Annotated in this window: 23 protein-coding genes; 17 read left to right on the plus strand and 6 right to left on the minus strand. The window is 35.4% G+C overall.

The features are described from left to right. Nucleotides 1-28: 28 nt before the first annotated feature. On the plus strand, nucleotides 29-826 hold the full coding sequence (locus tag EGX95_RS28900) for a YfkD famly protein (RefSeq protein ID WP_001992424.1): 798 nt from the start codon (nucleotides 29-31) through the stop codon (nucleotides 824-826). A gap of 34 nt (nucleotides 827-860) precedes the next feature. Here the strand turns inward: EGX95_RS28900 and yfkAB are convergent, their stop codons facing one another. Continuing rightward, a complete protein-coding gene (gene yfkAB / locus EGX95_RS28905; RefSeq protein WP_000156010.1) occupies nucleotides 861-1988 on the minus strand; it encodes a radical SAM/CxCxxxxC motif protein YfkAB in 1128 nt (375 codons plus the stop codon). Between the two features lie 213 nt (nucleotides 1989-2201). On the opposite strand from yfkAB, the gene EGX95_RS28910 reads away from it, so the two are divergent. The 6 genes from EGX95_RS28910 to truA all read left to right on the plus strand — a co-directional run bounded on the left by EGX95_RS28910 (nucleotide 2202) and on the right by truA (nucleotide 8128). After that, nucleotides 2202-2384 carry an SE1561 family protein gene (locus EGX95_RS28910; RefSeq protein ID WP_000513558.1) on the plus strand — a complete coding sequence of 61 codons (183 nt, stop codon included), beginning with the start codon at nucleotides 2202-2204 and terminating at the stop codon, nucleotides 2382-2384. Between the two features lie 206 nt (nucleotides 2385-2590). Beyond that, complete coding sequence (gene fumA / locus EGX95_RS28915; RefSeq protein WP_000413498.1) at nucleotides 2591-4111, plus strand: class I fumarate hydratase; 1521 nt, start codon at nucleotides 2591-2593, stop codon at nucleotides 4109-4111. Nucleotides 4112-4238: 127 nt separating this feature from the next. Then, nucleotides 4239-5021 (plus strand): delta-lactam-biosynthetic de-N-acetylase, encoded by a 783-nt coding sequence (gene pdaA / locus EGX95_RS28920; RefSeq protein ID WP_000875957.1) that lies wholly within the window; start codon nucleotides 4239-4241, stop codon nucleotides 5019-5021. A gap of 59 nt (nucleotides 5022-5080) precedes the next feature. Further along, nucleotides 5081-5944, plus strand: a complete 864-nt coding sequence (locus EGX95_RS28925) for a DNA-3-methyladenine glycosylase family protein (protein WP_000269436.1) — start codon at nucleotides 5081-5083, stop codon at nucleotides 5942-5944. A gap of 10 nt (nucleotides 5945-5954) precedes the next feature. Continuing rightward, nucleotides 5955-7334, plus strand: a complete 1380-nt coding sequence (gene rlmD, locus EGX95_RS28930) for a 23S rRNA (uracil(1939)-C(5))-methyltransferase RlmD (RefSeq protein WP_000615216.1) — start codon at nucleotides 5955-5957, stop codon at nucleotides 7332-7334. A gap of 56 nt (nucleotides 7335-7390) precedes the next feature. Continuing rightward, on the plus strand, nucleotides 7391-8128 hold the full coding sequence (gene truA, locus EGX95_RS28935) for a tRNA pseudouridine(38-40) synthase TruA (RefSeq protein WP_001067307.1): 738 nt from the start codon (nucleotides 7391-7393) through the stop codon (nucleotides 8126-8128). Between the two features lie 44 nt (nucleotides 8129-8172). Here the strand turns inward: truA and EGX95_RS28940 are convergent, their stop codons facing one another. Both EGX95_RS28940 and EGX95_RS28945 read right to left on the minus strand, forming a co-directional pair. Continuing rightward, entirely contained in the window at nucleotides 8173-8370 is a 198-nt protein-coding gene (locus EGX95_RS28940) for a hypothetical protein (protein ID WP_000063914.1), read from the minus strand. A gap of 79 nt (nucleotides 8371-8449) precedes the next feature. Next, nucleotides 8450-9853, minus strand: coding sequence for a sigma-54 interaction domain-containing protein (locus EGX95_RS28945; protein ID WP_063246782.1), 1404 nt, complete (start codon nucleotides 9851-9853; stop codon nucleotides 8450-8452). Between the two features lie 274 nt (nucleotides 9854-10127). On the opposite strand from EGX95_RS28945, the gene EGX95_RS28950 reads away from it, so the two are divergent. From EGX95_RS28950 to EGX95_RS28960, 3 genes are all read left to right on the plus strand, one after another. After that, complete coding sequence (locus EGX95_RS28950) at nucleotides 10128-10382, plus strand: biotin/lipoyl attachment domain-containing protein (RefSeq protein WP_000859493.1); 255 nt, start codon at nucleotides 10128-10130, stop codon at nucleotides 10380-10382. A gap of 105 nt (nucleotides 10383-10487) precedes the next feature. Beyond that, nucleotides 10488-11909: an amino acid permease gene (locus tag EGX95_RS28955; RefSeq protein ID WP_000981869.1), complete on the plus strand. Its 1422-nt coding sequence runs from the start codon at nucleotides 10488-10490 to the stop codon at nucleotides 11907-11909. A gap of 95 nt (nucleotides 11910-12004) precedes the next feature. Beyond that, nucleotides 12005-13279 carry an acetylornithine deacetylase gene (locus EGX95_RS28960; RefSeq protein WP_001071202.1) on the plus strand — a complete coding sequence of 425 codons (1275 nt, stop codon included), beginning with the start codon at nucleotides 12005-12007 and terminating at the stop codon, nucleotides 13277-13279. A gap of 99 nt (nucleotides 13280-13378) precedes the next feature. Here EGX95_RS28960 and EGX95_RS28965 read toward each other — a convergent pair whose 3' ends face one another. Next, entirely contained in the window at nucleotides 13379-14032 is a 654-nt protein-coding gene (locus EGX95_RS28965; protein WP_001123719.1) for a helix-turn-helix domain-containing protein, read from the minus strand. Nucleotides 14033-14161: 129 nt separating this feature from the next. Between EGX95_RS28965 and EGX95_RS28970 the strand changes: the two genes are divergently transcribed. The 3 genes from EGX95_RS28970 (at nucleotide 14162) to EGX95_RS28975 (ending at nucleotide 16296) form a co-directional block, all read left to right on the plus strand. Next, complete coding sequence (locus tag EGX95_RS28970; RefSeq protein WP_000100725.1) at nucleotides 14162-14773, plus strand: manganese efflux pump; 612 nt, start codon at nucleotides 14162-14164, stop codon at nucleotides 14771-14773. Between the two features lie 114 nt (nucleotides 14774-14887). Beyond that, a complete protein-coding gene (locus EGX95_RS30580) occupies nucleotides 14888-15046 on the plus strand; it encodes a hypothetical protein (protein ID WP_000532409.1) in 159 nt (52 codons plus the stop codon). A gap of 93 nt (nucleotides 15047-15139) precedes the next feature. Next, nucleotides 15140-16296, plus strand: a protein-coding gene (locus EGX95_RS28975; protein WP_085962608.1) for an IS3 family transposase whose coding sequence is annotated in 2 segments (ribosomal slippage) — nucleotides 15140-15392 and nucleotides 15392-16296 — 1158 coding nt in all. Because the reading frame shifts where the segments join, the coding sequence is not laid out codon by codon here. A gap of 58 nt (nucleotides 16297-16354) precedes the next feature. Here EGX95_RS28975 and EGX95_RS28980 read toward each other — a convergent pair. Together EGX95_RS28980 and glsA are read right to left on the minus strand one after the other, a co-directional pair. Continuing rightward, nucleotides 16355-16696, minus strand: coding sequence for a DUF3969 family protein (locus EGX95_RS28980; protein ID WP_000766603.1), 342 nt, complete (start codon nucleotides 16694-16696; stop codon nucleotides 16355-16357). A gap of 176 nt (nucleotides 16697-16872) precedes the next feature. Then, complete coding sequence (gene glsA / locus EGX95_RS28985; protein WP_001149853.1) at nucleotides 16873-17802, minus strand: glutaminase A; 930 nt, start codon at nucleotides 17800-17802, stop codon at nucleotides 16873-16875. Nucleotides 17803-17871: 69 nt separating this feature from the next. Between glsA and EGX95_RS31085 the strand changes: the two genes are divergently transcribed. The 4 genes from EGX95_RS31085 (at nucleotide 17872) to EGX95_RS29005 (ending at nucleotide 21694) form a co-directional block, all read left to right on the plus strand. Continuing rightward, nucleotides 17872-17985, plus strand: coding sequence for a hypothetical protein (locus EGX95_RS31085; RefSeq protein ID WP_002026935.1), 114 nt, complete (start codon nucleotides 17872-17874; stop codon nucleotides 17983-17985). A 142-nt stretch (nucleotides 17986-18127) separates the two neighbouring features. Next, nucleotides 18128-19630: an N-acetylglucosamine-specific PTS transporter subunit IIBC gene (nagE, locus tag EGX95_RS28995; RefSeq protein ID WP_000938898.1), complete on the plus strand. Its 1503-nt coding sequence runs from the start codon at nucleotides 18128-18130 to the stop codon at nucleotides 19628-19630. Between the two features lie 264 nt (nucleotides 19631-19894). Beyond that, a complete protein-coding gene (locus tag EGX95_RS29000) occupies nucleotides 19895-21136 on the plus strand; it encodes a serine hydrolase domain-containing protein (RefSeq protein ID WP_000371831.1) in 1242 nt (413 codons plus the stop codon). A gap of 156 nt (nucleotides 21137-21292) precedes the next feature. Continuing rightward, entirely contained in the window at nucleotides 21293-21694 is a 402-nt protein-coding gene (locus EGX95_RS29005) for an LSm family protein (RefSeq protein ID WP_000335526.1), read from the plus strand. Nucleotides 21695-21709 lie beyond the last annotated feature (15 nt).

A 21709-nucleotide genomic window follows, 5' to 3' on the forward strand; every position in this document is an offset into this window, starting at 1 on the left:
TACCTTTATGTAGGAAGGAGCCAGACAGGTGAAACGAGTATACAGCATATGTCTTTCAACTATGGTCTCGTTTATTTTATTATTTCCTAACAGTGGCTTTGCAAAGACAACAGTAGAAACAAAAATGCCTTCATCTGTTTTAAATATTTCTAAAGACAATACGTTTCCAAATGATGCGCAAGATTTACCGCGTTTACAGCCGAGTAAGTTTGCTCAAGAATTATTAAAAACAGCAAATATTAAAATTGAAAATCCGGACTTAATTCGAATGTTTAATGAAACAACAATTTCGAATGCGCCGCTTGCGGTAGGGTACCGAGCAAAGATTTATTTAGGGCAATGGGCTTTACATTATGAATCGATTGATACATCGGTTAATTGGGAATATAAACAAGTAAATCGCAATGTGTACGATAATCGCGGAGGAGATCGCCTATATCCACTACGCTATAAGCAAGAAACACAAAAGACGGTTGAAGGTGATTTAACAGCAGATATGAAAGATGCTGCAGATGTGAAAAAAATGATGCTTCTCAAAGCACTTGAAAAAGTACAATTGCCACTTTCATTTAAAACGACTATTGGTTATGGTACAGGGCATGAGCGTGTGTATAATATTAGTCCGAGTCAACTTGGATATTTATATGCTTATACACCAGCAGTAAATGAAAAAGGGAAAGTAACATTTGGAGAAGTATATCTCGTATTAAAAGGAAATCAAAAAAGGCTTGTTGTAAAAAATATTACTTCTCAAGGAATTGGAGCCGCTATCCCAATTCATGATCATTTATATTTTAAATTCATTTCTTCTTCTCATTCGCAATAAGATAAAAAACGTCAGCTTATAAGCTGACGTTTTTTTATAATGTAATATTTGCTGTTTTTGATAAGAAATCTTCGGTTGGATAGTAGCTGTTTTTTACAAGAACATTCGGTCCAAGACATTTTACTGCTGGACAGTGACAGCTTAATGATTTTGCTGTTTTTGAAGCGCTCCATTTTTCATACGCTTCTTGTAACGTATTTGTTTGAATGTTACCTAGAAGTGGAACATCACCAAAGTCCGTTACAATAATATTTCCATCAAAAATATTTACATTTAAACGAGAACGGCCATCTGGATCGTTACGAACAGTTACATTTTTGCTCTTTTGTAATTTTTTAAATGTGGCAATGTCTCGCTCATCATCGCTACAAGCATAGAAAGGTAAAGTTCCAAATAACATCCATACATTTTCATCGCGAATTTCTAGTAAATGCTCAATTGCATCACGAATTTCAGCTTTTGTTAAAATCTCTAGATTACTCGCGAAGTCACTTGGATACATTGGGTGAACCTCATGACGTTTACATCCCATTTCATCAACGATTTGACGATGAATATGCTCAATGTGTGGTAGAGTTCGTTTATTCAACATCGTTTCGGCTGATACGAGTACACCTGCATCTGATAGAGCTTTACTATTTGTGATCATACGTTCAAATAATTTTGCACGCTGTTCATACGTAGGTTTACGCTCCATCATTGCAAATCCGCCTTCAACGAAGTCGTCAATTGTTCCCCAGTTATGAGATATATGCAATACGTCTAAATAGGGAATAATTTGTTCGTAACGTGCTAAATCTATAGTTAAGTTTGAGTTGATTTGAGTGCGAACACCTCGTTCGTGGGCGTATTTTAAGAGTGGTGTTACATAGTTGTCGACGGATTTTTTTGAAAGCATAGGTTCTCCGCCAGTAATACTTAAAGAACGTAAATGAGGAATCTCATCTAATCGTTTTAATAAAAGATCCATCGGAAGCGGATTCGGGTCTTTCGGCTGTAACGTGTAACCAACAGCGCAATGCTCACAGCGCATATTGCATAACGTCGTCGTTGTAAATTCAACATTTGTTAATAGTAGTTTGCCGTACTCTTCAAGGTCCATATACGCTTCCCATGGATCGTAAGAAGGAGTAATCGGCTTCATTTTTTGTGATATCGTCATATGAAATACTCCTTTGACTATTGAAATAACAATTTGTCCATTCTCTATAATAGAAGAATATGTGCTTTTTATAAAGCGAAACTTTTTAGAGGAAAAAGAGAGAGGGCTTACATTATAGCGAATAACCGTGACAAAATTGATGAAATTACATACCCATTGTAATCATTTTTGCGGTATAATAAAAGCAACTCGAATTAAAAGGAGAGTGCCTTCATGGGAAAAGCAATTCAAGATAAAGATACACAATTAGTATATTTAAAAGAACGTTTAAATATGTTCATTGAAGTAATTGATACAATTGAACCTGAAGAAGTAGAATTAGAAGATGTAGATCGTCTTCTTGCAATGTTAGATGAATTAGAATTAAAATGTGAGCAATTTAAAAAAGACGAATAATATATTAAAAAGGCTGCCAATTCCAATTTGGTAGCCTTTTTCTGTGCGGATAATAGAAGGACGATAGAAAAAGAGGTATAATCAAGTTGTGAAAAATTTCATTTATGCTTGAATAGCTTGAAACAAATAAAAAGCTAAAGAGCATAACAATGAAATTTTCAGCTCATAACGTTTTGGTAGCGTTCACAATTGAGGGGGAAGTAACAATGGAAAAGCTTCAAGAAAGCATGTATCAACTAATTGTTGAAACGTCAACGAACTTACCGAAAGATGTTCGTCGTGCGATTCAACAAGCGAAAGAGCGAGAAAATGCAGGGACTCGTTCTGCGATGGCACTTGGCACAATTACAAATAATATTAAAATGGCTGATGATAACATCTCACCAATTTGCCAAGATACAGGGATGCCAACGTTTAAAATTTATACACCAGTTGGTCTGAATCAATTAAAGTTGAAGGAAGCTATCTATAATGCGCTTGAGCGGGCGACAAAAGATGGTAAACTTCGTCCAAATTCTGTTGATTCTCTTTTTGGAGACAATAGTGGAAATAATTTAGGACCAGGTACACCAGTTATTAAGTTTGAGCAATGGGAAAAAGATTATATTGATGCACGTTTAATCCTAAAAGGTGGTGGCTGTGAGAATAAAAACATTCAGTATAGCTTACCATGTGAATTAGAAGGACTTGGACGAGCTGGCCGTGATTTAGAAGGGATTCGTAAATGCCTTCTTCATGCAGTATATCAAGCACAAGGTCAAGGATGTAGTGCAGGTGTAATTGGTGTTGGTATCGGGGGAGACCGCACATCAGGTTACGAATTAGCAAAAAATCAATTATTCCGTACATTAGATGATGTCAATCCAATTCCAGAGTTACAACAACTTGAAGAGTACGTATTAGAAAATGCGAATAAGCTTGGCATTGGTACGATGGGATTTGGCGGAGAAACAACTTTACTTGGCTGTAAAATTGGCGTGTATAACCGTCTGCCAGCTAGCTTCTACGTATCTGTGGCGTATAATTGCTGGGCATATCGTCGCCTTGGTGTAACAATCCATCCTGAAACAGGTGAAATTATGGATTGGTTATATCAAGAAGGTGACGATACACTGAAGCAAGAAGCACAAGAAAAAACAGAGCAACGTGAGATTGTATTACAAGCGCCAATTACAGAAGAGCAAATTCGTGAACTTCGCGTTGGTGATGTTGTAACAATTAATGGCATGATGTATACAGGTCGTGACGCAATCCATAAGCATTTAATGGATAACGATTGTCCAGTAGATCTAAATGGGCAAATTATTTACCACTGTGGTCCAGTTGTTGTGAAAGATGAAAATGACAATTGGCAAATTAAAGCGGCAGGTCCAACGACAAGTATTCGTGAAGAACCGTACCAAGGCGATATTATGAAGAAATTCGGTATTCGCGCTGTTATTGGAAAAGGCGGTATGGGTGCGAAAACATTAGCGGCTTTAGAAGAACACGGCGGTGTATATTTAAACGCAATCGGTGGTGCAGCGCAATATTATGCTGAATGTATTAAAGAAGTGAAAGATGTTGATTTCTTACAATTTGGTATTCCAGAGGCAATGTGGCATTTACGTATCGATGGATTTAAAGCAGTTGTAACAATGGATTCCCACGGTAATAGCTTACATGCAGATGTTGATAAAACATCACTTGAAAAATTAGCTAGCTTTAAAGAGCCAGTATTTAAGTAAATAAAAAATGCATCTCGAATGATTCGAGATGTATTTTTTTGGTATATATAGAAAAACATGTTCAGCATGAAAGAATGCAAGGCAACAGAAACTACAAGTACGATTATATATGGAAAGGAGACTATTTATGAAATATAAATGGTTATATATCGGTCTCATTTTTTCAATTATGATGGCACTTGTTCCAGTTTCGGCACTAGCTTATACAAATACCCCACATAACTGGGGAATCCCGCGTCCTAAAAATGAAACAGTACCAGATGCAGGAAAGTTATATACAGATTTATTACAAAAAAATGGTGGTTTTTATTTAGGAGATACGAAGAAAAAAGATATTTATTTAACATTTGATAATGGATATGAGAATGGATACACAGGGAAAATCTTAGATGTATTAAAAGAGAAAAAAGTACCAGCAACTTTCTTTGTAACGGGGCATTACATTAAAACACAAAAAGATTTATTGTTAAGAATGAAGGATGAAGGACATATTATTGGAAACCATTCTTGGAGTCATCCTGATTTTACAGCGGTAAATGATGAGAAACTTCGTGAAGAATTAACGAGTGTAACGGAAGAAATTAAAAAAGTAACTGGGCAAAAAGAAGTGAAATATGTACGTCCTCCGCGCGGCGTATTTAGTGAAAGAACGTTAGCTCTTACGAAAGAAATGGGCTATTATAATGTATTTTGGTCACTTGCATTTTTGGATTGGAAAGTAGATCAGCAAAGAGGATGGCAATATGCGCATAATAATGTTATGACGATGATTCATCCAGGATCTATTTTATTACTTCATGCAATATCAAAAGATAATGCAGAAGCACTTGCAAAAATCATTGATGATTTGCGCGAGAAAGGGTATCATTTTAAAAGTCTAGATGACTTAGTAAAAAGCAATCAACCGTAAGCATGTATGCTTGCGGTTTTCTCATGCTATAATGATGTGTAAAAAGGATGGGGAAACGTATGTGGAGCGAACATGTTACGTTAGAGTATCCGTATCATTTTGAAGAAGTATTAAAACGTTTATCTTTTGATCCTCTTAACGTCATTCAATTAGATGAGAAAGTTATTTATGTCCCGCTTTGTATAGACGAGGAACAGATTGTTGTTCGCCTGCAAGGGATTGGTACTGTTCAAAATCCACAGTTTTGGATTTCTAGTCAGACAGGAGATCCAGAGAAAGTCATGAAACGAATGAGGGCCATTTTTCATTGGAATGAACCGTTTCAAGATATACAAAATCATTTTTTAAACACATCATTACGTCCACTATTTGAAACATATGCTTATACTCCAATTATTTTAGAATTTGATTATTTTGCTTGTCTTCTTCGCTGTATCATTCATCAACAAATAAATTTGAAATTTGCTACTGCGTTAACAGAACAGTTTGTGAAACGATATGGAGCAGAGAAGAACGGTGTATTCTTTTTCCCCACTCCAGAAATAGTAGCAAATATTTCAATAGAGGAATTGAGAGAGCAGAAGTTTAGTCAGCGAAAGGCTGAATATATAGTAGGATTAGGTCGAAGCATTGCTAGCGGTACATTAAATTTAGCGAGTATAGAAACCAAGGCGGAAGAAGAGGTTTCAGCACAATTGTTACCAATTAGGGGGATTGGTACATGGACAGTGCAAAATTTTTTAATGTTCGGGCTTGGACGGAAAAATATGTTTCCGAAAGCGGATATTGGGATTCAGCGTGCAGTACAAGGTGTATTTCAATTAGAGGATAAACCTGATGATGCATTTTTAGAAAAAGTGAAACAAGAGTGTGAACCATACTGCAGTTATGCAGCGTTATATTTATGGAAAAGTATAGAGTAGAGGTGTAATAATGATACAAAAGCAACATGAGAGTAAGTTGGAAGTTGGTCAAACGTTTCCTGTGACAATTAAACGTCTTGGGATTAACGGAGAAGGCGTTGGTTATTTTAAGAGACAAGTTGTCTTTATTCCAGGAGCATTACCAGGAGAAGAAGTTGTTGCAGAAACGACGAAAATTCAGCGTGGCTTCGCTGAAGCGAAAGTGAAAAAAGTTCGTAAAGCTTCACCACATCGCGTGAAAGCACCATGTCCGGTATATGAAGAGTGCGGCGGTTGTCAGCTGCAACATTTAGACTATAAAGAACAATTAAATCAAAAACGTGATATCGTTGTACAAGCATTTGAGAAGTATATGAACAACAGTTTGGAAGAGAAAATTCGTCCGACGCTTGGTATGGAAAATCCATGGCATTATCGTAATAAGAGTCAATTGCAAGTGGGACGTAAAGACGAAAAGGTTATTACAGGGCTATATAAACAAAACTCACATCAGTTAATTGATATTGCTCATTGTATGATTCAACATAAAGCAACGAATGAAGCGACAAAAGTTGTAAGACGTATTTTAGAAAAATTAAATGTTTCTATTTACAATGAGAAAAAACAAAAAGGTTTAGTACGTACAATTGTGACACGTACTGCAGTTCAAACAGGGGAAGTACAAGTTACACTGATTACAACAAAAGAAGAGTTGCCAAATAAAGAACAATTTATTACAGAAGTACAAAAACAGATGCCAGCTGTTAAATCAATTATGCAAAATGTAAACTGGCGTAAAACATCTGTTATTTTTGGTGATAAAACATTTAAATTAGCTGGAAAAGAAGTAATTCAAGAAACACTTGGTGATTTATCATTTGAATTATCTGCACGTGCATTCTTCCAGTTGAATCCAGAACAAACGGTTGTATTATATAATGAAGCGAAAAAAGCCGCTGCTTTAACAGGCAATGAGAAAATTGTAGATGCGTATTGTGGTGTTGGTACAATCGGACTTTGGCTTGCAAATGATGCAGCGGAAGTACGTGGTATGGATGTAATTCCAGAAGCAATTGCAGATGCAAGAAAAAATGCGAAGCATCACGGATTTACAAATACGAAATATGAAGCAGGTAAAGCTGAACAATGGTTACCGAAATGGGTAAAAGAAGGATGGCGTCCAGATGTAATTGTTGTCGATCCACCTCGTACAGGTTGCGATGATAAATTACTGGAAACAATTTTAAAAGTGAAGCCGAAACAAGTTGTTTACGTATCTTGTAACCCTTCTTCATTAGCACGTGATGTACAAGCGTTAATGAAGAGCTATGAAGTGGAATATGTACAACCAGTTGATATGTTCCCGCATACAGCTCATGTTGAGAATGTAGTGAAGCTTGTTAGAAAGTAAAGTGTATTTATATTCCCTCACGATATGAGGGAATATTTTCTATGAAGGAGAATGAAATGAACAATTATAAATTAACGATTCAGTACGATGGTGCACGTTTTAAAGGATGGCAACGTCTCGGTAATAACGATAATACGATTCAAGGAAAAATCGAAAGTGTCATTTCTGAAATGGTCGGAAAAGAAATTGAAATTATCGGTTGTAGTAGAACAGACGCTGGTGTACATGCTTTGAATCAAGTTGCTAACTTTCAAAGTGATGAGAAGTTAGTGGAACATAAAGTGAAAAAATATTTAAATCAATATTTACCTAATGATATTAGTATTACGAATGTAGAAGAAGTACATGATCGCTTCCATGCTCGTTACAATTCTAAAGCAAAAACATATCTGTATAAAATTTGGAATGAAGAGCATACGAACCCATTTATGCGTAAATACAGCATGCATGTGAATAAAAAATTAAATGTGAAAAGCATGAAAGAGGCTGCGAAACATTTAGTTGGTTCACATGACTTTACTGCTTTTTCAAACGCGAAATCAAAGAAAAAGTCTATGGTGCGAGAAGTATATACACTTGATGTGATGGAAGAGGCAGGATTTGTACAAATTAGAGTGAGTGGTAACGGATTCCTTCATAACATGGTACGAAAAATTGTTGGAGCATTAATTGAAGTTGGATTAGGACAATTAGATGCAGAAGCAATTCCACACATTTTAGAGGCGAAACAACGCAATCAAATTAATTGTCTTGCTGAGGCGAGTGGTTTGTATTTGGAGAATGTGGAGTTTTAATGGCAAATAAAAAAATCGGGCTAAGTAGCTCGATTTTTTTAGTATTACGAAGATTTTTCGTTTTTTATACGTAGTTTCAAATTCCAAAAAGCAGCAAGCATAATAGCCGCAAAGGAGCCGCTAATTGCTGCGAATAGCTTTGCATAAGGATAGGCATTCATATCAATGAGTAACATCATACATACAATGGTAGGGAAGAAGGCTAAGTATTGTAATAACTTTAATTTGTTATCATTACTCATATATATCGTTCCTTTCTAGTATGTTATATGTTTATTGTAACATATTTTCCCATTTCTAGCACTTGGAGAAACATTCACCTCATATGTGTAAATGCAATTTTTTAATTCGATATTGTAAGTTTTGTCTACTTAACCCTAAAAACTTTGCAGCTTGTGAAATATTACCGTGATACTCTTTCAAAATTTGATTGATGTAGTTCTTTTCCATTTCTTCTATTGTGTGCTTTAACGTTTTTGGCGCATCAGTATCGTTATTAGTTAGGAGAGGTTGCATATTGAATTCTTTTTTTATTCGTTCGCGAAAGCGATTGGGAAGATGAAACGCTGTAATGATATGTTCATCTTCAACTAAATTCATTGAACCTTCAATGACATGTTCCAATTCTCGTACATTTCCAGGCCAATCATATGCATACAGGAATTCTCTTACATGTATATCTAAATCTGTTACGCCGAGTCCAAATTGAATGTTGTACTTTTCGATAAAGTGCTGAACAAGAGCAGGAATATCTTCTTTTCGTTCACGTAAAGGTGGGAGACATAAAGTAACGACGCTTAATCGGTAATATAAGTCTTCCCGCAATCGATTGTGTGTCATAGCTTCAAGTGGGTCTTCATTAATAGTTGCTATAATACGAACATCAATTTCTTTTTCTTGTGTGCCTCCGATTCTTCGTATTGTTTTTTCTTGTATAGCTCGCAGTAACTTCGCTTGAAGTGCTGGACTTAACGAATTAATCTCATCTAATAACAAAGTTCCTCCGTTTGCTTCTTCAAATAAACCAGCTTTATCAATAGCTCCTGTAAATGCACTGCGGTTCGTACCAAATAATAAGCTTTCCATGAGTGTATCAGGTATAGCGGCACAGTTTTGTGAAATAAATGGTTTGCCTGAACGCTGGCTTTTATTATGGATACTTTGTGCAAATAGTTCTTTACCGGTCCCTGTTTCTCCTACGAGAAGTATAGAAGAGGATGTACGAATTACTCTCTTAGCTTCTGTAATGACGGATTGAATAGCGCTAGAATTACCGATTATGTGATCAAAGGTAAACTTATTATTTTGTTTTCGAGAAAAGCTTGTTTTCATTGTTTGTTTGAAATGATTCATCTCTGTTGAAATTTCAATAGCACCTTTAATTTTTCCATTTTCTATTATAGGGAACGTATCGTTAATCGTCGTAATTTCTTGCCCTTTATTGTTAAAATACGTTTGTTTTATATTTTTGTTTGTTTTTCCTAATTTTAATGCTTCTATAAGAGTACTATTTTTATTTTCTTCAAATACGAATACTTCTAAAGGACTTTTATATAGCACATCTGAGCGCTCCATTGATTCAATTTCCATCATTTTGCGGTTATAGATAATCGTCTTACTTTCCTCATTAATAATATGAATCCCGATATCGAGTTCATTGAGTAAAGTTTCATATAGCATATTCATTTCAATGATCTGTTTTAAATTAATTTCTTCTGTACGCATAGATTATCTTCTCCTCATTTCACCCTATGAAGACTGACTTTTTATAATTTTATTAAAATTCTTATAAAACCGCAAAATTTTTTTGCTATTTTCCTTTTAAAACTTCTTAAATGATAGAAAAATTTTGCGGTTATGAAGTATTTTTTGTGAGAAACCTTCATTTTAAATAGGAATTGGAGATTGGTACGCATTTTGCATAAATAATAATTGAAATTTTTAAAGGAGGGATATGCAACGTTTCAGTACCAACTAATAAGAAGGAGGAGTTTATAAGGTGAAGACGGTTATAGAAGGCGTGTATAGTCCTTGTTACGGGAAAGTAGAGAAGTTATTTGTTACGGAAAGTTCTTACGTATATGAGTGGGAGAAATTAGCGTTAATTGAAACGATAGATAAACAGAAAGTAGAAATTAAGGTAGGAATAAGTGGATATATTGAATCATTAGAAGTAGTAGAAGGACAAGCTATCGCTGATCAAAAGTTATTAATAACAATGAGGGATGATCTTTTAATAACAGGTAGTGATTAATAGCATGATATGTATTTGGCACTCTTTAATAATTTATTTTACGATGAAGAATTTTTGAAACGCTTACATTTAATAGGTTTACAAAGTGAAAAGGGGGGGATTTATATGATGAATCAAAACCAAGGATTAAAAAGAGAATTGAAAAGCAGGCACATATTTATGATTGCACTTGGAGGAGTTATTGGTACCGGTCTTTTTTTAGGATCTGGGTATACAATTCATGAAGCTGGTCCTGGAGGAGCGATTGTAGCGTATCTTGTCGGAGGATTTGTTATGTATTTAACGATGCTCTGTCTTGGAGAGTTAGCTGTTGCAATGCCTGACGCAGGATCTTATCAAACGTATGCTACGAAGCACATTTCCCCTGCAGCTGGTTATGTAGTCGGATGGATGTCATGGTTAAACTGGTCAGCTACGATAGGGATTGAACTAATTGCAGTTAGTATTTTAATGAAACGATGGTTTCCAGATGTATCGTCATGGATTTGGTGCGTAGTGTTTGCGGTACTGCTTTTTGCTATCAACGCGTTATCTTCAAGGAGTTTTGCAGAAGTTGAATTTTGGTTTGCAAGTATTAAAGTAATTACAATCATTGCATTTATTATTTTGGGCGGGGCAGCAATGTTTGGTCTCCTAGATATGAAAGGAAATGAACCAGCACCGATGTTCTCTAGCTTTACTGATTATGGTGGATTGTTCCCAAATGGATTATCCGCTATTTTAATTACCATGATTGCAGTTAATTTTTCCTTCCAAGGAACAGAACTAGTCGGTATTGCAGCAGGTGAGAGTGAAAATCCAGAGAAAACGATCCCGAAGGCAATTAATAACACAGTTTGGCGTATACTCGTGTTCTTTGTATTATCTATTTTCATTCTTGCAGGATTATTCCCTTGGCAACAGGCGGGAGTAATAGAAAGTCCATTCGTAGTTGTATTTGATAAAATTGGTATTCCTTATGCAGCCGATATTATCAATTTCGTTATTATTACAGCGGTTCTATCCGTTGCGAATTCAGGATTATATGCAACTTCTCGTATGCTATGGTCTATGTCTAATCAAGGAATGATTAGTCCGATTTTTGGTAAGTTATCTAAAAATGGTGTTCCTATTTATGCATTGATTGTAAGTACAATTGTAGGTTGCCTTTCATTACTATCAGGCATTTATGCGGAAGATACAGTTTATTTATGGCTACTTTCTATTGCCGGGTTCGGAGCGATATTAGTTTGGGCATCTATTGCTCTATCTAACTTATTAGCTAGAAGGTCATATATAAAGCAGGGTGGGGATGTGAAAGAATTGAAATTTAAAACACCACTTTATCCATTCGTACCACTGCTTGCATTAGTATTAAATGTAACAGTAATTGTTGGTATGGCCTTTATTCCAGAACAAAGAATGGCGTTATATTGTGGAATTCCATTTATGATTGTTTGCTTACTGTTTTACCGTGCGACAAGAAATAAGGCACGTAAAGTAGAACATATTGAAAAGACAGATACAACAGAAGTAGAAAGTTTATAATATTGAGTAATTTAGAGACTGTAAAATTGTAAACAGTCTCTTTTTTTGTGAAAATAAAGCTGGAAACATATTATGTATGCAAAGGGGGATTAGCGATGAATCAAGAAGTTTCACAGCTATTAGAACAGATTGATTTACGAAAAGATGAGTTACTAGAGCTTACAAAAACCTTAATTCGTTTTGAAACACCAGCACCACCGGCGAGAAACACAAATGAGGCGCAAGAATTTGTTGCAGAGTTTTTAAGAAAACGAAATTTTAGTGTTGATAAATGGGATGTATATCCGAATGATCCGAACGTTGTTGGGGTGAAAAAAGGGATAGAAAGTGACACACATAAAAATCTTATTATTAATGGACATATGGATGTAGCTGAAGTGACAGCAGATGAGGCGTGGGAAACGAATCCGTTTGAGCCATTTATAAAAGATGGTTGGTTAGTTGGACGTGGTGCGGCAGATATGAAAGGGGGACTGGCTGGGGCACTATTTGCTATTCAGCTATTACAAGAAGCTGGTATTGAATTACCTGGAGATCTAATCTTTCAATCCGTAATTGGGGAAGAAGTGGGAGAAGCAGGTACACTTCAATGCTGCAAAAGAGGGTATGATGCTGATTTTGCAGTCGTAGTGGATACGAGTGATTTACATATGCAAGGACAGGGCGGCGTAATTACTGGATGGATTACTGTGAAAAGCCCGCAAACGTTTCATGATGCAACACGTAGGCAAATGATCCATGCAGGGGGTTGTTTATTCGGAGCGAGCGCGATTGAAAAAATGATGAAAATTGTGCAAAGTTTACAAGAATTAGAGCGTCACTGGGCAGTCATGAAAACATATGAAGGCTATCCATCTGGAACAACAACAATTAATCCAGCTGTTATTGAAGGCGGAAGACATGCAGCATTTATTGCGGATGAGTGCCAGTTATGGATAACAGTACACTTTTATCCGAATGAAACACATGAACAAATAATAAAAGAAATTGAAGAGTATATTGGGAAAGTGGCAGCTGCCGATCCATGGCTAAGTGAAAATCCACCACAATTTAAGTGGGGCGGAGAATCAATGATTGTGGATCGTGGCGAAATTTTCCCTTCTTTAGAAATAGATAGTGAACATGCAGCTGTAAAAACGCTTAGCTCAGTACACGAATCAATTCTTTCTAAAAATGCAATTTTAGATATGTCTGCAACGGTAACGGATGGTGGTTGGTTTAGTGAATTTCATATTCCGGCCGTTATTTACGGACCAGGTACATTAGAGGAAGCTCATTCAATAAATGAGAAAGTAGAAATAGAACAGTTAATTGAATTTACAAAAGTAATAACAGCATTTATATATGAATGGTGTCATACGAAAAAATAGATTAGTATGTTGAAATCGTACAGGTATGTATACTTGTACGATTTTTTAGTGAACTATTTCAGAGTTGGATAGAAACAACTGAAATAGTTCTTTATTTTTCTATGTCTTTCGTTTTAGCGCGATTAATTTCTCTTTTGCTAATTCAACAGCAATTGCATCATCTAAATAACCAATTGGAAAGAGATAGTCGGGAATAATATCTGTCGATAAAATGAAATACAGTAATGCGCCGCCAAGAACTGCACGCTCTTCTTTTGAAATCGTTTCATTGCAAAATTGTTGATACATATCCGTTAATTGTTCAATGAAAGGACCAGCACTATCAATTTGTTCTAACTTGCTTGCAAAACTTTCATGAATACGTTTTTCACCCTCTGTTGTTTGCGCATATCGTTCATAGTTTTCAAGTTCTTGTTTTACGCGGGTTGTTGTGTAGTCGAAATCGAATAAGTTAGAGGATTGCAGCGTTTGCTGAATTGTATCAAGAGATGTGTACATATCCGTCTTTTCTTTATTAATGTGAGGAGAATCCGGATACATTTCATCAAATAACAATTGGGGTGGAACTTGCAGACATTCTGCGAATTTTTGTAGGTGTTTTTGTTTTGGCGGTTGTTTACCATTCATAATTCTTGAGATTGTTGCGGGATCAATATTTGTAAGCATTCCGAGTTGACGCATAGATAAGGCACGTTCTTTTAAAAGTTTTTTTATTAATCTACTAAGCCGCTCATTTGGATTTTCTTTAGGCATAGCGAAGGCACTCCTTTTTATTGTTGAAAAAATGTTGAGTATTTATTACATGTATATGAAACAGACAGGCACAGTTGCTCAACATTTTCATAAGATGCATTGAAAAGTGAGAAAAAGGGGTGGCTATTTATGAGTACGGCAGGTCTATTTTCAATTTTTTTAATTGGGATTGCTTCTAATTTAGATAATGCAGGTGTTGGGATTGCATATGGCATTCGTAAAATTAGAATTTCGTGGTTCAACAATTTTATCATCGCATTTTTTGGTTTTTTATTTACTTTATTAGCTGGATTTTTTGGGAACTGGATTGCGTTATTTATTTCAGAGTTTACAGCAAACTTGATTGGAGCAATCGTTTTAGGGATAATCGGTGTGTTTATTTTGTGCCAGCCTTTCTTGGGGCAAAGAAATACCGTAGGCTCTAAAGATGGTAATGTACTTATGGGGATTTTACGTGATCCAGAAAAAGCAGATTTTGATGGTTCTAAAACAATTAGTTTTTCAGAAGCAATTGTTTTAGGGATTGCGTTGTCTATTAATAATATTGCAGGTGGATTTGATGCTGGAGTAACAAACTTGAACCTTTGGCTTACAGCAACTATTTCTGGGGTGTTTAGTTTTATTTGCATAAGTGGTTTTGCGTATGTAGGAAAACGATATTTAGCAGAATACTTAGGGAAATGGGCTACGGTTATTGCGGGCGTGTTATTAATTCTTATCGGGATAGATCAGTTGTTGTAAGGAGAGTAGAAAACAAGGTTCGAGTATTTCCTTGGAAATACAGCAAGGGATTGCATATATCGACGTACTTTTCTCCATACTAATACGGATTTCTTTTAAGAAAGGGGGATTTGTATGGGACGCGGGAAAGCATTTGATCATAAGAAAAAAGGGCATGATCACCAACCACCTAAAGGTGCGTTCATTCATAAAGATGTAAATGAACATACTTTGGAAGAGGAAGAGCTACCAGTAAATATTGAAGCGTATAAAAATAGTTTGAAAAAACATTAAAAGCACTGAAGTGAACCCGAATAGTGGTACATGAAAAAAACACCTCCTGAATTCGCATACTAAGTATGCAAATTCAATGGAGGTGTTTTTCGTTTGAAGACAAGAGTTCATTACCCAGAAGAAACAAAGTGGAAAGTGATTGAAATGAAGAAAGACGGCTATTCAAATCGTACAATTATGGAGAAACTCGGAATTAAAAATGTTTCCCAAATTAAGACATGGATGAAATGGTATCGTACAGATCAAACGTATCGTTTTCAACAACCTGTAGGAAAACAATATTCTTATGGAAAAGGACCAAAAGAGCTCAGTGAATTAGAACAGCTACGTTTAGAAAATAAACATCTAAAAACAAAATTACTTGTATGGGGAAAGTATCTGGAAATCGAAAGGGGCTGAAACCAGAAACTGTAGTTACTTTATGGGAAAATGTAAAAACAAAAATAACGGTAAAAGAATTGTGTAACGTATTAGAATTACCCCGTTCCACATTTTATCGTTGGTTACAACGAACGGAAGATTTGAAAGATGGTATAGAAGAGAAAATAAAGGACGTTTGTCTTAGGCATAAATTCCGGTATGGATATCGAAGAGTGACCGCTACTCTTCGAAAAATGGGACTGTGTGTCAATCATAAAAAAGTATTACGAATCATGAGACAAAATCACATTCTTTCAAAAGTACGTCGAAAGAAAAAGAAATATATCAATGGTGCGGAGCCAATGGTAGCCCCTCATCGATTGGAGCGCCAATTCGATGCATCCAGACCAAATGAAAAATGGTTTACGGATGTGACGTATCTCTTATTTGGAGAGCGTACTTTGTATTTATCAACGATTATGGATGCCTTTAATCGTGAAATTATTAGTTGTGTCATCAGCGAATCACAAACACTGACATTAGCGATGAAGACATTAAAACAAGCAATGAGAGGGCGAAAAGTAAAAGATGTCCTTCTTCACTCAGATCAAGGAAGTATTTATACAGCAAAAGAATTTCAAGCGTATGCCAAAGAAAACGGCATTATCACCAGCATGTCCCGGAGAGGAAATTGCCATGATAATGCCGTCATGGAAAGCTTCTTTGGTCATTTAAAAAGTGAAGCTTTCTATTCACAAAAGATAACAAAAGTATCCAACACAACTGTGCGAAAGATTGTGCTAGAATACATTCATTACTACAATTGTGTGCGAATTCAAGAAAAATTAAACCACCTATCCCCTAAAGAATTTAGGGAACAAGTGGTTTAGGTGTTTTGATTGGTGTCCCGTTTTCGGGGGTCACTTCACACCTACATAGGTGCTTTTTTTAACGTATATCTTCAATTAATTGTTCCGATTCTTCATGCATACTGTACTCACTTAATACTTGGATACAAAGCCACTTTAATTCTTCAATTGTATGTTCAAGTTCTTCAGGAAGCACATGATGAATGTCTTCAAGTCCCATTCCGAAATGAATAAGTTCCAGTACTTGATCATCGATGTTCCGATCCATTAATAGTTCAAGTACTTCTAAATTGAATATGTATCGGTGAGCTTCATCGAGTGAAACGACTTTTAACTTCAAGCTTTCTACAATACTCAATATAAAAAGAAGAATTGTTTTTTCAAGAACAGGTTGTTTTCCCATTTGAAATATTAGTTTCATCTTTCACACCTCCACATATAGCGCTAGGTTGTACTATATTATTCAGGAGGGGGGAGCAAATATGCATGATATAGAGAAACTTTCAGTACGGTTTTTATAAGGAGATTGATGGCTGATAAAGTTGAGATTTTTTATGAAATAAAAAAATCCTGCTAGTATAGCAGGATAACTCTCAATTAAAAAATGCTCCAGCCTTCTTGAGCAGAAAGAAGTTCAAGAATTTTAAAACCAGCGATACTATTTCCGTTTGCATCTAAGGCTGGTCCGAAAATACCAATTCCCATTTCGCCTTTTACGCAGCCGAAAATGCCACCAGCTACACCGCTTTTTGCGGGGATACCAACCCGAATCGCAAATTCACCAGACTCGTTATACATACCGCATGTAACCATAAATGTTTTACAAATCTTTGTAATATGCTTAGGGATAATTTGTTTTTTCTTATATGGATCATATCCATCCATCGCAAAAATTAAACCGATACGTGCTAAATCGATACAGTTTACCTCAACTGCACATTGACGAGTGTATAAATCCATCAGTTCTTCGATGTCACAATCGATAATTCCGTTTTGTTTCATGTAGTAACAAAGTGAACGATTTAAGTAAGCTGTCTCTAATTCTGAATTGGCAACTTTAGAAGAATAATTAATAGTAGGATTATCTGTTATTTCACGTACGAAATGAAGAATGCGCTCCATTTTTTCTTCATTATCTTTTCCTGCTAACATGCTTGTAATAGCTAGTGCTCCTGCATTAATCATTGGATTAAGTGGTTTAGAAGGACTTGTCGTTTCTAACTTAATAATAGAGTTAAATGGATCACCAGTTGGTTCCATTCCAACTTTAGAAAATACATATTCTTCACCACGATCTAAAAGGGCAAGTGCAAGTGTAATTACTTTTGAAATACTTTGAAGAGTGAATAGTGTTTGTGAGTTGCCAGCATGAATGTATTCTGTTTCTTTATGAAAAATGGCAATCCCTAAATCATCTGGATTGGCATTTCCTAGTTCGGGGATATAAGTAGCAAGCTTTCCTTTTTTCGTATATGGTTTTACTTGTTCTAACAACTGTTGTAAGTTGTTTGTTTCAATGCACTGCATAGTACCAACGCTCCTATTTCGAATTAACTAAGTTTACTTTTCCCGATATGCTCGGAAATAAATAATAACATGAAAAAGTGGAATGATAAAACGAAAGTTGCATGTTCTATATTGGGCCGTTCGTTTCGAGTATTCTGTAGTAAAAAAGGAGAATTTTCCTTTTATATAACAGTTTGGAAATAGGAGATTTATCCATAAAAAATTCAAAAATAAAAACTACACATCTATACAACTATATGTTATTATGGTTATGTAAATAGAAAGCGTTTTCTAAGGCGTACTTATAATGATAACGATTTCATAAATTGAATTAGGGGGAATTAAAATGTTGCAGTTTCTACAACGTATTGGTAAAGCGTTAATGCTTCCAATCGCAGTACTACCAGCAGCAGGATTATTGCTTCGTTTAGGGCAACCAGATGTATTTGATATTCCTGTTATGGCACAGGCTGGCGCAGCAGTTTTTGATAATTTAGCACTTATTTTTGCAATTGGTATTGCAATCGGTCTTTCAGTTGATGGTAGTGGTGCAGCAGGTCTTGCAGGTGCAATTGGTTATCTAGTTATGAAAAACAGTATTGATGCACTGAGCAAAGGGTATTCTACTGCTGAATTACAAGATAAATTAGGCAAAGTCCAAGATTTAATAGGTAATAGCGCTAATGTTGATCCATCTAAGCTTGCAGATACAATGACACAAGTATCTAAGGCGGCCGAATTATCGACTAAAGTGGATATGAAAGTTTTAGGTGGCATTATTGTTGGTGTTATAGCAGGACTTCTTTATAATAAATTCCATAAAATTAAACTTCCAGAATGGTTAGGGTTCTTTGCTGGAAAACGTTTCGTTCCGATTGTTACATCGGTAGTAATGCTAATACTAGGAATTTTATTTGCACAAATTTGGCCAACAATTCAAAATGGCATTGATGCATTAGCTCACGGAATTGTTAATTTAGGTGCAATTGGTTCAGGATTGTTTGGTTTATTAAACCGTCTATTAATCCCAATCGGTTTACACCACGTAATGAACACATATTTCTGGTTCGTATTTGGGGACTTTACAAATGCAGCAGGTAATGTTGTGAATGGTGATATTGCTCGTTTCCTTGCGGGTGATAAAACAGCAGGTATGTTCATGACAGGTTTCTTCCCAGTTATGATGTTCGGTTTACCAGCAGCATGTTTCGCAATGATTGCGGCTGCTAAACCAGAAAAACGTAAAATGGTTACAGGTATGTTAGGTGGTCTAGCATTAACTTCATTCTTAACTGGTATTACAGAGCCAATTGAATTCTCATTCATGTTCTTATCACCAGTATTATATGGTATTCACGCTGTATTAACAGGTCTGTCTCTATTCATTACAACAACACTTGGCATTCACGATGGTTTCTCATTTAGTGCTGGGGCAATCGATTACTTCTTAAACTTCGGTATTGCAACAAAACCAGTATTATTAGCAGGTATCGGTTTAATTTACGCAGCAATTTACTTTGTAGTATTCTACTTCTTAATTAAGAAGTTCGATCTAAAAACTCCTGGTCGTGAAGAAGAAGAGGAACTAGCTGAAGGTGAAGAAGCTCCAGTTGCAGGTTCAATTGGTGAAACTTACGTATTAGCTTTAGGTGGAAAAGAAAACTTAACAGTTATTGATAACTGTGCAACACGTCTACGCTTACAAGTGAAAGATGCTGGTCAAGTAAACGAAGCAGCATTAAAACGTGCTGGTGCAAAAGGTGTTATGAAATTAAGTAACACGAGTGTCCAAGTTATCGTAGGTACAAATGTTGAATCTGTTGCCGATGATATGAAAAAACACGTATAAATAATTAGATAAGAGGATATCCAAAAAGATTGATAATATCAGTTTTTTAGAGGATATCCTCTTTTTTTATGTTAAAAATTTAACGGGAATCTTACTTTTGTAAATTTTCTTTTTCTTTTTTATACATATAGGTTGGTAATATGTGCAGTGCGTGATAAAGTAGGGATGACGTCGAATGGAATGTCGAAAATCTATGAAAAAGATTCGGAATGAATCTTGTGTAGTGGAATTAAATTATCGGTAAATAAGGGGAAAAAAGCAATCATGGATCAAGAAAAAAATAATGCGAATGGGAAGTCACGTCGGCCGATTGTATACATAAAAAGAACAATCATTCTCGTCTTACTATTTTCACTTGTATATTTCATGTATACAAAAATTGTTGCGCATAATAAGAAAGAAGAAACTTTAAAAGCAGCGGCAGAACTGAAGAAACAAGAAGAGCTAAAAAAGAAAGAAGAAAAAAAGAAGCAAGAAGCACAAAAACAAAAAGAGCAGGAAGAACAAGTAAAGCAAGTACAAGCTGCAGAACAGCCTGCTGAGGGACCACCTCAAGAAATTAATGAAAACGCTCAATTAGATCAATATTTGCAAAAAACAGGATTTAGCGGGACAGCGGTTATTGTGAAGAACGGAAAGGTTCTTTTGAATAAAGGATATGGTATGGCGAACAAAGAGAAACAAGTACCGAATAATTCAGAGACAACTTTTTATATTGGTTCTATTTCAAAGGCGTTCGTAGCGACTGCTATTATGCAATTAAAGGATCAAAATAAATTAAACGTAGAGGATACGGTTGCAAAGTATATTCCAGATTTCCCTCAAGGTAATGGTATACAGTTAAAACATTTACTAACACATACATCAGGAATTCCAGAGTATGAACAGGGAACAGAGGATATTTCGCATGAAGAATTGATAAAACGAATAGGAAAGCAAAAGCGTATTGGAAGTCCAGGGGAGAAATGGAAATATTCCGATTCGAACTATTCGATACTTGCCTACATCGCTGAGAAGGTAAGTGGACAACCGTTAGAAGAGTATATTAAACAACATATTTTTGCTACTGCTGGTATGAAACATTCTGGTTTTGGTAGAGAGCTAGAACAAACAAGATTTCCATCGACAGGTTATAAAATAGTAAATAATAATATGACAACACCTAATATTCCAAGTATGTCACAACTTTATGGTTGTGGTGATATATATACAAGTGCCCATGATTTATATTTATTTAATGAAGCGCTCTTCTCTGGAAAGTTAATTTCTAAAGAGAGTTATAATCAAATGTTTACAGCCGTGAAAAAGGATTATGGATTTGGTTGGTATGTAGACCCGGGGAGTTATTCGAATCACGGTGTAATGCCAGGCTGGAACTGTTTAAATGGATTTAGTAAAAATGGTAGTGTGTATGTTGTTTTATTATCTAACATTCAAAACAACATTAAATCCTTTGGTAAAGTGAATAATGACATTTATACGATGTTACGAAATATTGAAGTGTAAGAGACTATCTTTTTAGGTAGTCTTTTTTTATGTGATTAGAACATATTGTTTCGTTGAAAAATGTATGTCTTACCTATCACAAAAAAAGCCTGCTCTGTATACATTAAGATGTATGGATATATTTTTATACTTTAAAAATAATAGGAGGAGAAGTGTATGTGTCTGTTCAAAAAATATTGGCATAAATTATCGAGATTGTTTAATAGACAATTAGGTTATTTTTTAGATGACAAGTTACTGCCTGCTGTGGAACGACTTTTGTTTTCGCAAAACTTCGCGAGGTTTATTCAAAGAAACTCCAAGCAAGCTACAGAAGAGTTTATTAAATCAAGTCAATTTCAATCAATTATTTGTAACATTTTAAAAGAATGTAATACATCACCTTTTAAAGAAATTGCAGAGCAGTATTTAGGTAAAAATGTTGAAATTACTGTGACAGTTGGACAGTTAGCAGGTGTAATTGTAGCAGTTGGTGATGATTTTTTAACACTGCAAGAAGGAATAGGAACAGAAATTTTATTACCATTTACAAGTATTATATCAATTAAAGAAGCGTAAGAAAGGAGACTTATA

It is taken from the genome of Bacillus sp. FDAARGOS_527 (assembly GCF_003812125.1).
Classification (GTDB): domain Bacteria; phylum Bacillota; class Bacilli; order Bacillales; family Bacillaceae_G; genus Bacillus_A; species Bacillus_A paranthracis.

Bases quoted from the DNA above. Each gene is read 5' to 3' on its own strand.
- yfkAB (WP_000156010.1), bottom strand. From the start codon at position 1,988: ATGACGATATCACAAAAAATGAAGCCGATTACTCCTTCTTACGATCCA.
- EGX95_RS28910 (WP_000513558.1), top strand. From the start codon at position 2,202: ATGGGAAAAGCAATTCAAGATAAAGATACACAATTAGTATATTTAAAA.
- fumA (WP_000413498.1), top strand. From the start codon at position 2,591: ATGGAAAAGCTTCAAGAAAGCATGTATCAACTAATTGTTGAAACGTCA.
- pdaA (WP_000875957.1), top strand. From the start codon at position 4,239: ATGAAATATAAATGGTTATATATCGGTCTCATTTTTTCAATTATGATG.
- EGX95_RS28925 (WP_000269436.1), top strand. From the start codon at position 5,081: ATGTGGAGCGAACATGTTACGTTAGAGTATCCGTATCATTTTGAAGAA.
- rlmD (WP_000615216.1), top strand. From the start codon at position 5,955: ATGATACAAAAGCAACATGAGAGTAAGTTGGAAGTTGGTCAAACGTTT.
- truA (WP_001067307.1), top strand. From the start codon at position 7,391: ATGAACAATTATAAATTAACGATTCAGTACGATGGTGCACGTTTTAAA.
- EGX95_RS28940 (WP_000063914.1), bottom strand. From the start codon at position 8,370: ATGAGTAATGATAACAAATTAAAGTTATTACAATACTTAGCCTTCTTC.
- EGX95_RS28945 (WP_063246782.1), bottom strand. From the start codon at position 9,853: ATGCGTACAGAAGAAATTAATTTAAAACAGATCATTGAAATGAATATG.
- EGX95_RS28955 (WP_000981869.1), top strand. From the start codon at position 10,488: ATGATGAATCAAAACCAAGGATTAAAAAGAGAATTGAAAAGCAGGCAC.
- EGX95_RS28960 (WP_001071202.1), top strand. From the start codon at position 12,005: ATGAATCAAGAAGTTTCACAGCTATTAGAACAGATTGATTTACGAAAA.
- EGX95_RS28965 (WP_001123719.1), bottom strand. From the start codon at position 14,032: ATGCCTAAAGAAAATCCAAATGAGCGGCTTAGTAGATTAATAAAAAAA.
- EGX95_RS28970 (WP_000100725.1), top strand. From the start codon at position 14,162: ATGAGTACGGCAGGTCTATTTTCAATTTTTTTAATTGGGATTGCTTCT.
- EGX95_RS30580 (WP_000532409.1), top strand. From the start codon at position 14,888: ATGGGACGCGGGAAAGCATTTGATCATAAGAAAAAAGGGCATGATCAC.
- EGX95_RS28980 (WP_000766603.1), bottom strand. From the start codon at position 16,696: ATGAAACTAATATTTCAAATGGGAAAACAACCTGTTCTTGAAAAAACA.
- glsA (WP_001149853.1), bottom strand. From the start codon at position 17,802: ATGCAGTGCATTGAAACAAACAACTTACAACAGTTGTTAGAACAAGTA.
- EGX95_RS31085 (WP_002026935.1), top strand. From the start codon at position 17,872: ATGAAAAAGTGGAATGATAAAACGAAAGTTGCATGTTCTATATTGGGC.
- nagE (WP_000938898.1), top strand. From the start codon at position 18,128: ATGTTGCAGTTTCTACAACGTATTGGTAAAGCGTTAATGCTTCCAATC.
- EGX95_RS29000 (WP_000371831.1), top strand. From the start codon at position 19,895: ATGGATCAAGAAAAAAATAATGCGAATGGGAAGTCACGTCGGCCGATT.
- EGX95_RS29005 (WP_000335526.1), top strand. From the start codon at position 21,293: ATGTGTCTGTTCAAAAAATATTGGCATAAATTATCGAGATTGTTTAAT.